At 67.9% G+C, this 13,690-nt stretch carries 10 protein-coding genes and 1 tRNA gene; 4 read left to right on the forward strand and 7 right to left on the reverse strand.

From position 1 onward, the window contains the following. Positions 1-271 precede the first annotated feature (271 nt). From ASC46_RS14330 to ASC46_RS14345, 4 genes are all read right to left on the reverse strand, one after another. Positions 272-1,060: an RlmE family RNA methyltransferase gene (locus ASC46_RS14330; protein ID WP_425349147.1), complete on the reverse strand. Its 789-nt coding sequence runs from the start codon at positions 1,058-1,060 to the stop codon at positions 272-274. Continuing rightward, on the reverse strand, positions 1,057-2,199 hold the full coding sequence (locus tag ASC46_RS14335) for a Ppx/GppA phosphatase family protein (RefSeq protein ID WP_425349151.1): 1,143 nt from the start codon (positions 2,197-2,199) through the stop codon (positions 1,057-1,059). The genes ASC46_RS14330 and ASC46_RS14335 overlap by 4 nt, the downstream gene beginning before the upstream one ends. A gap of 135 nt (positions 2,200-2,334) precedes the next feature. Further along, entirely contained in the window at positions 2,335-4,590 is a 2,256-nt protein-coding gene (locus ASC46_RS14340; protein WP_055459986.1) for a lysylphosphatidylglycerol synthase transmembrane domain-containing protein, read from the reverse strand. A gap of 230 nt (positions 4,591-4,820) precedes the next feature. Beyond that, the gene (locus ASC46_RS14345; RefSeq protein WP_055459987.1) at positions 4,821-5,042 is read right to left on the reverse strand and encodes a hypothetical protein; all 222 of its coding nucleotides are present in this window, start codon (positions 5,040-5,042) and stop codon (positions 4,821-4,823) included. 198 nt (positions 5,043-5,240) lie between these two features. Here ASC46_RS14345 and ASC46_RS21300 point away from each other — a divergent pair, with 198 nt between their 5' ends. Continuing rightward, positions 5,241-5,381, forward strand: coding sequence for a hypothetical protein (locus ASC46_RS21300; protein WP_157672342.1), 141 nt, complete (start codon positions 5,241-5,243; stop codon positions 5,379-5,381). Positions 5,382-5,517: 136 nt separating this feature from the next. On the opposite strand, the gene ASC46_RS14350 is transcribed toward ASC46_RS21300, so the two are convergent. After that, a tRNA-Gln gene (locus ASC46_RS14350) sits at positions 5,518-5,591 on the reverse strand. Positions 5,592-5,849: 258 nt separating this feature from the next. Beyond that, positions 5,850-6,239, reverse strand: coding sequence for a hypothetical protein (locus ASC46_RS14355; RefSeq protein WP_082464847.1), 390 nt, complete (start codon positions 6,237-6,239; stop codon positions 5,850-5,852). A gap of 357 nt (positions 6,240-6,596) precedes the next feature. Here ASC46_RS14355 and ASC46_RS14360 point away from each other — a divergent pair, with 357 nt between their 5' ends. Both ASC46_RS14360 and ASC46_RS14365 read left to right on the forward strand, forming a co-directional pair. After that, a complete protein-coding gene (locus tag ASC46_RS14360; protein WP_425349152.1) occupies positions 6,597-7,571 on the forward strand; it encodes a Fe(3+) ABC transporter substrate-binding protein in 975 nt (324 codons plus the stop codon). Positions 7,572-7,751: 180 nt separating this feature from the next. Beyond that, entirely contained in the window at positions 7,752-9,491 is a 1,740-nt protein-coding gene (locus tag ASC46_RS14365) for an ABC transporter permease (protein ID WP_055459990.1), read from the forward strand. A gap of 174 nt (positions 9,492-9,665) precedes the next feature. Here the strand turns inward: ASC46_RS14365 and ASC46_RS14370 are convergent, their stop codons facing one another. Beyond that, positions 9,666-11,624 carry an acetoacetate--CoA ligase gene (locus tag ASC46_RS14370; RefSeq protein ID WP_055459991.1) on the reverse strand — a complete coding sequence of 653 codons (1,959 nt, stop codon included), beginning with the start codon at positions 11,622-11,624 and terminating at the stop codon, positions 9,666-9,668. 203 nt (positions 11,625-11,827) lie between these two features. Here ASC46_RS14370 and ASC46_RS14375 point away from each other — a divergent pair, with 203 nt between their 5' ends. Then, a complete protein-coding gene (locus ASC46_RS14375; RefSeq protein ID WP_055459992.1) occupies positions 11,828-13,690 on the forward strand; it encodes an AsmA family protein in 1,863 nt (620 codons plus the stop codon).

Consider the following 13,690-nt stretch of genomic DNA (forward strand, 5'->3'; position numbering starts at 1 on the left):
CGCGACCGGCAACCGCGGGTGCAGCCGTCCGCAACGCCATTCGCCCGATAAGCTCGGCCGGAACGTCACGGTCATCAAGGCCGGTCACGTTCCAGGATGGCGTAGCGGTCGAGGAGCGCGGATTATCGCCCGCGACAAAGGATCCGGCCATGTGGCCCTTCGCGCCGGCTTGCCGCGCGCGCGATTGCAGATCGGGCCGCACCTCAAAAACCGATTCAACTTCCTGAGCGATCGATTCAGGCTGTTCAGAAACTGATTCAACCAGCGCCGATCAGCGAGTCTCTTCAGAATCTTGCGGTTCATCCTTCGCGCGTCGCCTGAAGCCGGTCGCGAGCACGTAGAGCTCGGCAGAATCGGCGCGGCTCGCAGCGGGCTTCACATGGCGGACGGTGGCGAAGTCGCGCTTCAGGTCCGCAAGGAGGGAACTCTCCGTGCCGCCCTGCAGCACCTTGGCGAGGAAGATCCCGCCCGGCGCCAGCACCTGGCGGGCGAAGTCGATCGCCGTCTCGGCGAGGCCCATGATCTTGAGGTGGTCGGTCTTCTTGTGGCCGGTGGCGTTGGCAGCCATGTCGGACATGACGACGTCGGCCGGCCCGCCGAGCATGGCGACGAGCCGCTCCGGCGCTTCAGGACTCAGGAAGTCAAGCTGCTCGAAGACGACGCCCGGGATGGGCTCGATGTCGAGCAGGTCGATGCCGACGACGCGCCCGCGCCCGGCCTCGACGCCCACCTTGCGCGCCGCAACCTGCGACCAGCCGCCGGGAGCCGCCCCGAGGTCGACCACGCGCTGGCCGGGCTTGAAGAGCTTGTACTTGTCGTCGATCTCGATGAGCTTGTAGGCGGCGCGCGAGCGGTAGCCCTCGCGCTTGGCGCGGGCGACGTAAGGGTCGTTGAGCTGGCGCTCCAGCCAGCGTGTGGAGGCGACGGAGCGCTTGCCGGCCGTCTTGACGCGCACCTTCAGGCCATGCGGGCCCTCGCGCCCGCCGCCGGCCTTCGCGCCGCCCGCCTTTGCGCCCCCTGCCTTGCGCCCGGACTTGCCGCCGGAACCCGCATCACTCACCGTGCCGCACCCTTCTGCCAGACGCCATCCTCGCCCATCAGGCCCATGAGGATGCCTTCCCGCAAACCTCTGTCGGCGATTCGCAGCCGCTCGCAAGGGAAGGCGCGGCGGATGGCCTCGAGAATGGCGCAGCCGGCGAGCACGAGGTCGGCCCGTTCGCGGCCGATGCAGGGATTGGCGGCGCGCTCGCCGTATTCGGCGGCGATGAGCCGCTCGATGACACGGGTAGCATCGACATTGGCCATCCACAGGCCGTCGACGCGGCGCCGGTCGTAACGCGGCAGGTCGAGGTGGACGCCGGCGATCGTTGTGACCGTGCCGGAGGTGCCGAGCAGATGGAAGTGGCGCCCGCGGCTCGCCCCGTGCGCCCGCTCCGCGAAACCGGCGAGCAACCCGGAGACCTCGTCCACCATGGCCTCGAAGATGTCGCGCGTCACGTCGATGCCGCCGTGCCGCTCCGCCAGGGTGACGACGCCGGTCGGCAATGATTCCCACGCTTGCACGTGGCTGCCGGGATCCTCGTCGAGGCCGCCGGCAAAGCCCGATACCCAGACAATCTCAGTCGAGCCGCCGCCAATGTCGAAGACGATGGCACCGTCCGCCTGCGGATCGAGCAGGCTGGCGCAGCCGCGCACGGCGAGGAAGGCCTCGGTCCGCCGGTCGACGACCTCGAGGGTCAGCCCTGTTTCGCGGGCGACACGGGTGACGAAGGCAGGCCCGTTGCTGGCTGAGCGGCAGGCTTCCGTCGCGATGAGACGTGCGCGGGTGACGCCACGCGCCTCCATCTTGGCCCGGCAGATCTTCAGCGCCTCGATGGCGCGGCCGATGGCCGGCTCGCCGAGGACATTGGCCGTGCCGAGCCCCTCCCCCAGGCGCACGATGCGCGAGAAGGCATCGATCACGCGAAAGCCGCCGCGCGTCGGTTCCGCCACGAGGAGGCGGCAGTTGTTGGTGCCGAGATCGAGCGCCGCATAGGCCGGCCCGCGGCCGTCCCGGTTGCGCAAACGGCGGCGCGGCCCGCGCCGATGCGGCCGCCCATGCGAGTCGGTGCCTTCGCGCAGCGCCTCCGCCCCTCGCGTCTGGCGCGTCTCGAAGGGCGGAACCGGCGATGCGCCTTCAAAGGCGCCGAGGTCGTCGATGACCGTCACGGTCGGAATTTCCCGGTCAAGCGCTGCATGCCATGCGGCCGCCTGCGCGATCCATTCGCAATCAGACTACATAGAGGGGCAGCCTGTGCCAAGCGCGCAGGCCGGCCTGATCCCGCAAAGGGTCGGTCAGGTCGGCCTCGGAGCAGGAACGCCGACCGCCGGCTGGCGGGGAGCGCTGCAGGCCAGCGGCACCATCAGCCCGAGCACGAACCAGAACAGGCGCTGGTAGAAAAAATCCTGCGTCAGGCCGCCGAGGCAGAAGGCGGCGAGGCAGATGAGCGCCGCATTGACGGGCAGCGCCGCGCCGGGCGCCGTGCGCTGGAGGACGAGGCCGCGGACGAAGAGCAGCAGGGCCGCGGCGAACATCACGAAGCCGACGAGCCCCATCTCCGCCAGCACCCAGACGGGAACGTTGTGGATGACCTGGCTCGACTTGCCCTGCACGAGACGGTCGTGGATGAAGCCGCCGAGCCCATGGCCGAAGACCGGCGCCTCCCGCCACAGCTCGAGCCCGCGCCAGACGGTCTCCCAGCGCTCGCTGTCGGCGTAGCCGCGCTGCATGCCCTGTGCGAAGGTCTGCACGAGCGCGCCTCCCGCGTCGCCGCCCCCGCCGCCCGCACCGCTTACGCCGCCCGTCGACGCAAGCAGCGACATGGCCGCCGTGACGATCATCTCGACGAGAGGGATGGCCGCGATGAAAGCGAGCCCTGTCACGATCGACAGGGCCAGTTCCCGGCGCACCGCCGGCATCCAGAAGGCGGTGAGAACGACCGCGGTGCCCATCAGGACCCAGCCGGTGCGCGACTGGGCAAGCACGACGGCCGCAACGAGAACGGCGGGTGCGAGGTGAATGCCCATCCTGTGCCCGCTGACGGCGGCCATGGCCCTGAGACAGAAGAAGGCGATGAAGGCGATGACGCACTGGAAGGCGAAGGCATTGCTGTCCGCCAGATAGCCTTCGAGCCGCACCAGATTGATGCCGGCCGGCACGAGTGCCGTATAGCTGCCGGCGAGATAGAGCACGATCTGAAGTGCGGCGACGATGCTGACCGCGCTCACGGCCAGATGGACGGCGCGCAAGAGACGCGCCCGGCCGCTGTGCGCCCACAGCAGGAAGCCGACGCCGAAATAGGACAGGATGACGAACCAGCCCATGGTGCGATTGACGAAGGCCCACGACAGGAAGCCGTGGTTGACATAGCCGATCGTGAGCGACAGGCCGATGGCGGCGGAGAGAAGCGCGAGCGGTGGCACGACCCAGCGGGCCGGGCTTATGAGCGGGCGCGTCCAGCCCCAGGTCAGCGCCAGCACCGCAGAGGCCGACACGGCAAGGAGATCGGCGAGGTTCACGTTCAGCCAGTGGCTCGGCATCGGCACCCTGAGCTGGAACACCACGGCCACGGGCAGCAGGAAAGCGGCAAGCGCAGCGAAGAGCCGATCGATGTCGTTGCGGCTGGCCACGATCTGTGGCGCCGGCGCGCTGGCCGTCACCGGTTTCGGCCGGATCGTCATGAACGGCACGGCGATCAGGCAGCCGATGACGAGAACGAGCGAAAGGAGCCCGATGGCGACCCCGACCGCGGCGCCAACCGCCGCAGGCACGCCAAGCACGCCGAGCACATGCGCCGCGCTCAGTTCACGGATGCCCCAGCCCGCAAAGCTGATGGGCAATGCGGCAAGGAACATGACCACCGACAGGGCGGCAAGCGCCGCAACAGTCGGCACGGGCTCGCCATAGGCCGAGAACTGCGCATAGAAGGCACCCAGCATGGCGCAATGGGCAACCACGGAGAGAAGGAAGCAGCCTGCGAGCACTGGCCAAGCCAATTGCCCCGACAGCTGGGCGAGGAGCCGCCTGAGCTGGCGCCGGTTGGCGAGGCCGTACAACAGCACGACGGCGATCAGCGAAAGAACGAAATAGGCAAGGTACCCCCCGCCCCCTTCAACGTCGAACACGATGCGGCCGAGGGTATAGGCGCCCCCGGCCAGCGCGAAGAGGAGGAGAGAGCCGAGCGCGATCATGCGCTCGAGAAAGCTGAGGAAGGTGATCGCCGAAGGAGAGACGCCGGCCCCGGCGAGAACCGCAGAGCGTCCGACCGCCTGGCCAACGACGCTGAAGATGAGTTGGTTGCCGAGATGGCCGAGCACGAAGGCACGCGCTGCCTGGCCTCCCGGCACCCCGATGCCGAGCGCCCTGAAGGAATAGCGAAAGCGCACGAAGGACAGGTAGAAATTCAATAATATACAGAAGAAAGCGAAGATCGTCTCGCGTCCGAAGCCGCGCTCCATCGCAGCCAGCAGGCCCGACAGATCAACCTGCATCGCGACAGCGATCGCCGCAAGCAGTGTAATGACGACCGTCAGCCCCCGGTGAATACGCATGCCATCAGCCCCTCCCTCGAATCGGGCAGCGTCTCTTGGCCATGACAACTTTGGAATATCGCCAATTTGTGGGCAGTCTTGCCGCAATTCGGACTTTTTTGCGGCGAGGCTGGCGGCAGCAACGCCGGCCGCGATGACGGCCCGGGCGCGCCAAAAACGACGCCGCTTCGCTGCCGTCGGCTTCGAGACACGTGCCTGGCGTCGGACACTCGCTGGCGCCCTTTGCGGCCTCAACGACCGCGCAGCAACCCTTCGAGAAGCATCCGCATGCGCCGGACGGGCCTTGGCGCGGCACTCGCCTGCACGAGTTGGTCCCGTTCCCGGGCGAGCGCCCGGAGCATCTTGGCGGCGGTCACCATGCGTTCGCGTGACGACAGGCGCGTGGCCGAGGCGCTTTCCTGCATGAGCCGCTGCGCAAGTCGCTCGACTTCCTCGGTTGACGTTCCGACCATGCCCGCTCCGACGCACACAACTGACGGGGAGTTATCACATGTCGGGTCACTCGAACACAAATCGGCCTCGTCAGCGGACCGTTGATGACGTGCGCGATGGCGGCTTTGCCGTCGGCATTCGGCCCGTACCGTGCATAATCCGCAACCGCGGCGCACCTGCGGACGTGTGACGCGCATTCTCGCAGTTGGGAGATGGCCATGGCCAACGGGCCGGAACAGGAGCCGCCGGACGACGTTCGCGAGATGCGACCGAGCGGCTGCCTCATCATCCTTGCCGTGATGCTGCTCGCCGTCTTGCTTGCGCTGGTCATCAACTGGCTGCGCGGCGGCCTGCTCTGAAGCACGCGGCCCGCGCAGCGTGACCTCGTTGGTCACAAGGCGTCCCCGTGGCGTGCCAGACGACGACGCCTGCAAAAACGTCGGGACGGCCCTGCCGGCCGTTCCTCATCAGGACGAATTGTTCTTGAATTTCAGATGGCTGGGGGACGTGGATTCGAACCACGACTAACGGAGTCAGAGTCCGCTGTTCTACCGTTAAACTATCCCCCAACAGGGCGTTGATTTGCCTAAACCATTCCGATCACGACAGAACCGTGCCGGTCGATTGCGGTCACCGCCGTAGGTGGGCTGCATATAGAGTGCGTTTTGGCCACGGTCAACCACCCTCATGGCCGAGATGCAGTGGAAGAGGGGACGTTACGGTGGATAGTTGCGCCGGGCCCGTACCACGGCGCCCATGAAGCCGTACCTGCGGGCGGCAAGCCGAATACTGCGGGCCACGGCTGAAGGGCGCGCCCGTTCCGGCCCTCAACCGACATCCTCGACGGTCACGACGCGGAACGTGTGCATCTCGCCTTCATCATCACGGATCGAGACATATTCGCCCGGCACCCAGACATGGTCGCCGAGACGGAAACCGGCCTCGTCATCGTCGCCCGCAGCGGCGTCATAATCGAACACCCAGGTCGAGCCGCCCATGCCGCCGGCGCGATGAACGAGATGACCGAGCTCCGTCCGCTCGCCGGCCCAGAAGCGGCGCACCCGACAGGCCTCCCTGTGCTTGCGCCATACATCCACATCGAGATGGTTCTCCGCATCGAGCGGGGCAACGATCTCATAGCCATGTCGGGCCGACCCCTGTGGGAACTCCCGCGAGCGCGCCAGGTGCAGCGTGATGCGCTTGAAGCCATCGGGCATTGCCATGATCGTCTCCCCCAGCCTTGCGACGCCACCGCGGCATGCCATTGCACGGCCACGCCGGCCGGTAAGCATGATCGCGCCGGCGCCGCGAGGAACGCAAGCGCAACCGATGCCGCAGGGCATCGAGGAGCGGCCGGCGGGAGTCGATTTCTGACCGGTCGCTCTTTAGAGAGATTATAAATTATTGATTTGATTGGTTATTTTGTTGACGCGCCGTGCCCGTGGCGGCATACGCCTCTGCTCATACGCAAGTTGCGATCGAGGCTGGGGCCCCGTCCCGGACCGAGGGAGGCTACAATCATGCAACGCTATGCTCGCACGCTCATCGGCGCCGCTTCTTTCCTTGCTGCTGGGATGGGCGCTGGCGCGGTGCTCGCCCAGGAAGTCAACCTCTACACGACGCGCGAGCCCGGCCTCATCAAGCCGCTGCTCGATGCCTTCACCGAGAAGACTGGCGTCAAGGTCAACACCGTCTTCGTCAAGGACGGGCTCGGCGAGCGTGTAGCCGCCGAGGGCCAGAACTCGCCAGCCGACGTGTTGATGGTCGTCGATTTCGGCAACCTCATCGATCTCGTCGACCGCAACGTCACCCAGCCGGTCCAGTCGAAGGTGCTTGAGGAGGCGATTCCCGCCAACCTGCGCGACAAGGACGGCAACTGGTTCGCCCTGACGCTGCGGGCCCGCGTGCTCTACGCCTCGAAGGAGCGCACCAACATCGATGCCTTCACTTATGAAGAACTGGCCGATCCCAAGTGGAAGGGCAAGGTCTGCATCCGCTCGGGCCAGCATCCCTACAACACCGCCCTCTTTGCCACCGTCATCGCCAAGGACGGCGCCGAGAAGGCTGAAGCGTGGCTGAAGGGCGTCAAGGCCAATCTCGCCCGCAAGGCCGGCGGCGGTGACCGTGAGGTGGCGCGCGACATCCTCGGCGGCATCTGCGACATCGGCATCGGCAATTCCTACTATGTCGGTCTGATGCGCTCCGGCAAGGGCGGTCCCGACCAGGAGAAGTGGGGCGAGGCCATCAAGGTCGTGCTGCCGACCTTCGCCAATGGCGGCACGCATGTGAACGTCTCCGGCGCGGCCATCGCCAAGAACGCGCCGAATAAGGACGAGGCCGTCAAGCTGCTCGAGTTCCTCGTGTCGGACGAGGGGCAGGAGCTCTACGCGAAGGCGAACTTCGAATATCCGGTGAAGGCCGGCGTGAAGGCCGACCCGATCATCGCGAGCTTCGGCGAGCTGAAGGTCGATCCGGCCCTGCTGACCGACATCGCCGAGCACCGCAAGGCGGCGAGCGAGCTCGCCGACAAGGTCGGCTTCGACAACTGAGCGGCAGCGAGGCAGGCGAAGCTCCTTCGCCTGCCTTCCGCACGAGGTTTCGATGACCAGCCCCAAGCGGACGCTTCCCCGTCCCGGTGCGCTCCTTGAGCGCTCCGGGATTGTTCGTTTCCGTTCCATGCCGGCGGAGGCCGGTCTCCCGTCGGAACGGCGCAACGGGACAGCCGGCCGATGACCATTGCCGCCGCCGGCGAGGGACGCGCCGGAGCACCACGGCGCCTCACCCTGCCTCCGCTCTCCGGCTGGCTCGCCGCTGCGGGCGTGATCGCGCTCGGCGTTGTCGCGCCCATCGCGGCGCTCGCCTGGTTCGCGGCGCAGGGCTCCGGGGATCTCTGGCCGCATCTCGTCGACACGGTGCTGCCGCAGGCGATCCGCGACACGGCGATCCTTCTCTTCGGTGTCGGCGCGCTCGTCATCGTCCTCGGCACGGGAACGGCCTGGCTGGTGACGGCCTACGACTTCCCGGGACGATCGGTGCTCGACTGGGCGCTGCTGCTGCCCCTCGCCATCCCGACCTACATCGTCGCCTATACGTATCTCGACGTGCTGCACCCGATCGGCCCGGTGCAGACGGCCATCCGGGCGCTGTTCGCGATCGGCAACCCGCGCGACCTGCCGTTTCCCGACGTCAGGTCGATGTGGGGCTGCATTCTCCTGCTCAGCCTCGTGCTCTACCCTTACGTCTACCTGTCGACGCGGGCGATGTTCCTGATGCAGGCGGCGAGCCTCGTCGAGGTGGCGCGCACACTCGGCCACGGGCGCCGGCGCGTCTTCTTCCACGTGGCACTGCCGCTCGCCCGTCCCGCCATCGTGGTCGGCACCAGCCTTGCGCTGATGGAAGCGCTCAACGACATCGGCGCCTCCGAATTCCTCGGCGTGCGCACGCTCACGGTGTCGATCTACGCCACGTGGATCAACCGCTCCAGCCTGCCGGGCGCGGCGCAGATCGCCCTCGTCATGCTGGCGCTCGTCATCTCCCTCATCCTCATCGAGCGCTGGGCGCGGCGCCGCCAGCGCTACGCGGCGGCCGCGCAGCAGGCGCGGCGGCTCGTGCCGCAGCGGCTCGCGGGCGCGCGCGGGCTTGGCGCGCTGGCCGTCGGCTTCCTGCCCGTCCTGTTCGGCTTCTGCGTGCCGGCGCTGCACCTCGCCCACGAGGCCTACAAGCGCGTGTCCTTCGCCGGCATCTCCCCCGGCATTCTCGAGGAGACGATCAACACGGTGACGATGGCGGCCGTCGCCACAGCCGTCACCATCGCGCTCGGTCTCGTCGTCGCCTATACGGCGCGCATCGTGCAGCGGCGGGAGGCCAATGTCCTGGCACGGCTCGCCAGCGTCGGCTATGCCATTCCCGGCACGGTGCTCGCCATCGGCCTGCTGACGCCCCTCGCCGCCTTCGACAATGCGGTCGACGGGGCGATGCGCAGCCTTTTCGGCATTTCGACGGGCCTCATCCTCTCGGGCTCGGGCGTGGCGCTCGTCTATGCCTATGTCGTGCGCTTCCTCGCCATCGCCAATGGCGGCATCGAGGCCGGGCTCTCCAAGGTCCCGCACTCGCTCGACCATGCGGCGCGGGCGCTGGGACAGGGCCGGCTCGGCACCATGTTCGGCGTGCACCTGCCGCTGGTGCGCCCCGCCCTTCTCGGCGCGGCCCTGCTCGTCTTCGTCGATTGCATGAAGGAGCTGCCGGCGACGCTGCTGCTGCGGCCGCTCAACTTCGAGACGCTGGCGACCCACCTCTATGCCGAGGCCTCGCGCGGCACCTACGAGGACGGCGCGGTGGCCGCCCTGCTCATCGTCGTCTTCGGCCTCGTGCCCGTGATCCTGCTCGCCCGCATGAGCCGTGGGCGCTACGCCGTCTCGCTGCGCGCCTCGAGTTCCGAGGTCGACCGGCCGGCCTCGTTCCGGCCGTGAGCGGCACGGAGGCGACACGGTCCCTTTTCGTCATGGCCGGGCTTGTGCCGGCCATCCACGCCGTCATGCCTTTCGCAACGCCAAGGCATGGTTGCCTGCGATGAGCGCGGGACGGAAAGGTTGCGTCCCAAGGCCCCGGCGCCGGCGCGCACAGTGCAAGCCGGACAGGCGCAATCACTTCTTGAGCTCGGGCAGATCCCTGTAGAGATCGAGGGCCTCGGGATTGGCCAGCGCCTCCTTGTTCTTGACCTCGCGGCCGTGCACCACGTCGCGCACGGCGAGCTCCGTGATCTTGCCGGATTTGGTGCGCGGAATGTCCGCCACCTGCACGATGCGGGCCGGCACGTGGCGCGGGCTCGCACCCGAGCGCACCTCGCGGCGGATGCGGTCCTGCAGGGCCTCGTCGAGCACCGCGCCCTCCCGCAGCCGGACGAAGAGGATGACGCGCACGTCGTTGTCCCATTCCTGGCCGATGGCGAGCGCCTCCACGACTTCGGGAATGCGCTCGACCTGGGCGTAGATCTCGGCCGTGCCGATGCGCACCCCGCCCGGGTTGAGCGTGGCGTCCGAGCGGCCGTGGATGATGATGCCGCCGTGCTCGGTCCATTCGGCGAAGTCGCCGTGGCACCAGATGCCGTCGAAACGTTCGAAATAGGCGGCGTGGTACTTCTTGCCGCCCGGATCGTTCCAGAACATCACCGGCATGCAGGGAAAGGCGCGGGTGCAGACGAGTTCCCCCTTGCCGGAGCTTATCGGCCTGCCCGCCTCGTCCCACACCTCGACCGCCATGCCGAGGCCGGCGGCCTGGATCTCGCCCTTGTAGACGGGCGAGATCGGGCTGCCGCCGACGAAGCAGGAGACGATGTCGGTGCCGCCGGAGATCGAGGCCAGATGCACATCCTGCTTGATGGCCTCGTAGACATAATCGAAGCTCTCGGGCGCGAGCGGCGAGCCAGTCGACGTGATGAGCCGGACACTGGAAAGATCGTGCGTGCGGGCGGGCGCGAGTCCGGCCTTCTTGCAGGCGTCGATATATTTCGCCGAGGTCCCGAAAAGCGTGATGCGTTCCCTTTCGGCGAGGTCGAAAAGCACCGATGGTTCGGGATGGAAGGGCGAGCCGTCGAAGAGGATGAGCGTCGCGTCGCTGGCAAGGCCCGAAGCCAGCCAGTTCCACATCATCCAGCCGCAGGTGGTGAAGTAGAAGAAGCGGTCGCCGGCCCTGACGTCGCACTGCAGGCGGTGCTCCTTGAGGTGCTGCAGCAGGGTGCCGCCGGCGCCATGGACGATGCACTTGGGCACGCCCGTCGTGCCGGAGGAGAAGAGGATGCACAACGGGTGGTTGAACGGCAGCCGCTCGTAGGTCACCGGCTTGGCTGCATACTCGGCCGTGAGCGCCGGCAGCGCCGTCGCCTTGTCGCCGACGCTCGCCGCCACCTCGTCGGCGATGCCGACATAGGGCACGACGAGCACGGCCGCGAGGCTCGGCAGGCGCGCGACCACATCGCGCACCTTGTCGGTCAGGTCGAGGCGCTTGCCGGCGTAGAAATAGCCGTCGATGGCGATGAAGACCTTCGGCTCGATCTGCCCGAAGCGGTCGATGACGCCCTGCACGCCGAAGTCCGGCGAGCAGGAGGACCAGGTGGCTCCGAGGGAGGCGGTCGCCAGCATGGCGGCGATGGTCTCGGGCCGGTTCGGCATCATGGCCGCGACGCGGTCGCCGACGCCGACGCCCTGGGCGGCAAGCCATTGCTGCAGACGCGAGACGAGGGCATTGAGCTCAGCCCAGGTGAGGCGCAGGGAAGAGCCGTCCTCACCGGCAAAGACCATGGCCTCGCTGCCGTCGTTACGGCGCAGGAGATTCTCGGCGAAGTTGAGGCGCGCATCGGGGAAGAACTTCGCCCCCGGCATGCGGTCGTCGACGAGGATGCGCTCGCCCTTCTCGCCGATCACGCCGCAGAAGTCCCACAGGGCCGACCAGAACGCCTCCCGCTCGGCGATGGAGAAGGCGTGGATGTCGGCGTAATCGGCAAAGCGCCGTCCGGCACGCTCGCCGAGAAAGTCCATGAACCGCCGCAGGGTCGTTCCCGCCACGCGCTCGGGCGAAGGGGTCCACAAAGGTGCGGCAGGGGTCATCGTCACTATCCTCCCTCGATCATCGCCCGCGGTGATAGCGCGGCTCGCAATGTCCATAAAGCGCCAATATCAGGGAGCAAAGGAGGGCTACTGGACGAGAATCCTATGCGAGACGTCTGAATCGGCGTAAACGGATCAGACTGCCTGATGGTTGAGTTGCGCCATTGGCCCGGAGCCAGGGCCAATGCCGGACGCGAGTGGCGATGACAAGGTCCAAGCTCTTTCTCGTGACGGCCGCCGTCCTTGCGGCCTGCGTCATGGCCGTGATGCCGTGGACGCTGGCCACGAAGCCGCTCGCCGAATCCATCGGCGAGGAGATGCGGCGCACGACCGGTCTCGGGCTCGCCACCGAAGGGCGGGCCACCTTCGCGCTCCTGCCCGTGCCGCGCGTCAAGCTGGAGAACGTCAGCCTGCAGACGCCGCAAGGCGAGGAAGTGGCGCGCGCCCGCCAGCTGCGCGGCGAACTGCGGCTGCTGCCCCTTCTGCTCGGCCGCATGGAACTCGTCGAGGTCACGCTCGTGCAGCCGCGGCTTGACCTCAGCCGTGTCGGGACGCTGCGCGAATTGTGGGCCATGCTCAACGCGCATACCGGACGCGAGATCGAGAGCCGGCGGAACGGCACGGCCCGCGGCCGGCATGTCGGGCGGCTCATCATCATCGACGGGCTCGTGCTGACGCGCGCAAAGGACGAGGCCCCCGCGCTCGCCAACCAGGTCAACCTCGTCGTCTACTGGCCCTCGCTCACCGGACCGCTCGCCGTAGCGGGCACCACGCAGTGGCATGGCGAACCGGTAGACATCCGCCTCGATTCCCTCTCACCGGCCGCGATCGTCGACGGGCGCGCCTCTCCCCTCGCCATCCAGCTGCAGAGCCCGTTCGGCGACCTCGCCTTCAAGGGCGATGTGCGCGGGGCCGAAGATCCCCAGCTCAACGGCGACCTGCGCGTCGCGACGCGGTCCCTGCGCTGGGCCGACAGCCAGTTCGGCGGCATCGTGCCGCTCGGTCATCTCGTCGAGACCTTCTCGCTCGCCGGCTCGGTGTCCATGTCGTCGCGCGGACTGTCACTGCCGCAGGCGAGCATCGAGATCGACCGGCGCCGCATCGACGGTGCGCTCACGGCGCGCTTCGAGCAGGCGCGGCTCGCCGTCTCGGGCACTCTGGCAGCCGAAGAGCTGCAGCTCGAGCGTTTCCTGCGCCCCCTCCTGCCGAGGCGCGGCGCCGACGGCGGCTGGAGCCGCGATCAACTGGGCACGCGTGGCCTCGATCAGGCGGACCTCGACCTGCGGCTGTCGATCAACAAGGCCTATTTCGGGCGCATGCCGATCGACAGTCTCGCAGGCTCCATGCAGATCAGGAACGGGCGGCTTGAAATCGCGCTGGGACGGGCCGGCCTTTACGGCGGCACCCTCAAGGGGCGCCTCACGGCCTCGCCCTCGCCCGCCGGCTACGATGTGCGGCTCTCCGGCCAGGCGGACAAGGTGGACCTGCTCGGCCTCCTCAACGACGCCGGCAACATCACCCGTCTCTCTGGAAGCGGCACCGCCCAGTTCCAGATGGAAGCCTCCGGCGCCTCCTTTGCCGAACTCGCGCATGGCCTTCGCGGCCAAGGCCAGTTCGACATTTCGGCGGGATCCATCGCTGGCGTTAACCTGCCTGAGCTCGCCCGGCGCGCGGAAGTGCGCCCGCTCGCCGCTGCGCTCGAATGGCGCGGCGGGCGCACGCCCTTCGAGAGCATCACGGGCCAGGTAACGATCAGCGGCGGCATCGCCGACGTCGGCACGATGGAGATGACGACGCCAGGTGTGCGGGGCCTCATGACCGGGCACGTCCTTGTCGGCGATCGGCGGCTGCTGCTCGACGCGACCGTCACGCCGCCAAAGGCCGCGGCATCGGCCGTGCCATCTGGCTTTCCGCTCAAGATCCGCGGCAGCTGGGACGACCCTGCCGTCCTGCCCGATGTCGATGCGCTTATCCAGCGCTCGAGCGCGGCGGCTCCCTTCTTCGTCACTCCGCCACCGCAGGTGCCGCCGGCAGATCTTTCGTCGGCAGGCGGCACGCTGCAGTAG

The sequence above is a fragment of the Chelatococcus sambhunathii genome (assembly GCF_001418005.1).
In the GTDB taxonomy this organism is placed as follows: domain Bacteria; phylum Pseudomonadota; class Alphaproteobacteria; order Rhizobiales; family Beijerinckiaceae; genus Chelatococcus_A; species Chelatococcus_A sambhunathii.

Excerpts from the sequence above, each read along its gene's own strand:
- ASC46_RS14360 (WP_425349152.1), top strand. The coding sequence starts at position 6,597 with ATGGGCGCTGGCGCGGTGCTCGCCCAGGAAGTCAACCTCTACACGACG.
- ASC46_RS21300 (WP_157672342.1), top strand. The coding sequence starts at position 5,241 with ATGGCCAACGGGCCGGAACAGGAGCCGCCGGACGACGTTCGCGAGATG.
- ASC46_RS14355 (WP_082464847.1), bottom strand. The coding sequence starts at position 6,239 with ATGCCCGATGGCTTCAAGCGCATCACGCTGCACCTGGCGCGCTCGCGG.
- ASC46_RS14345 (WP_055459987.1), bottom strand. The coding sequence starts at position 5,042 with ATGGTCGGAACGTCAACCGAGGAAGTCGAGCGACTTGCGCAGCGGCTC.
- ASC46_RS14370 (WP_055459991.1), bottom strand. The coding sequence starts at position 11,624 with ATGACCCCTGCCGCACCTTTGTGGACCCCTTCGCCCGAGCGCGTGGCG.
- ASC46_RS14340 (WP_055459986.1), bottom strand. The coding sequence starts at position 4,590 with ATGCGTATTCACCGGGGGCTGACGGTCGTCATTACACTGCTTGCGGCG.
- ASC46_RS14375 (WP_055459992.1), top strand. The coding sequence starts at position 11,828 with ATGACAAGGTCCAAGCTCTTTCTCGTGACGGCCGCCGTCCTTGCGGCC.
- ASC46_RS14365 (WP_055459990.1), top strand. The coding sequence starts at position 7,752 with ATGACCATTGCCGCCGCCGGCGAGGGACGCGCCGGAGCACCACGGCGC.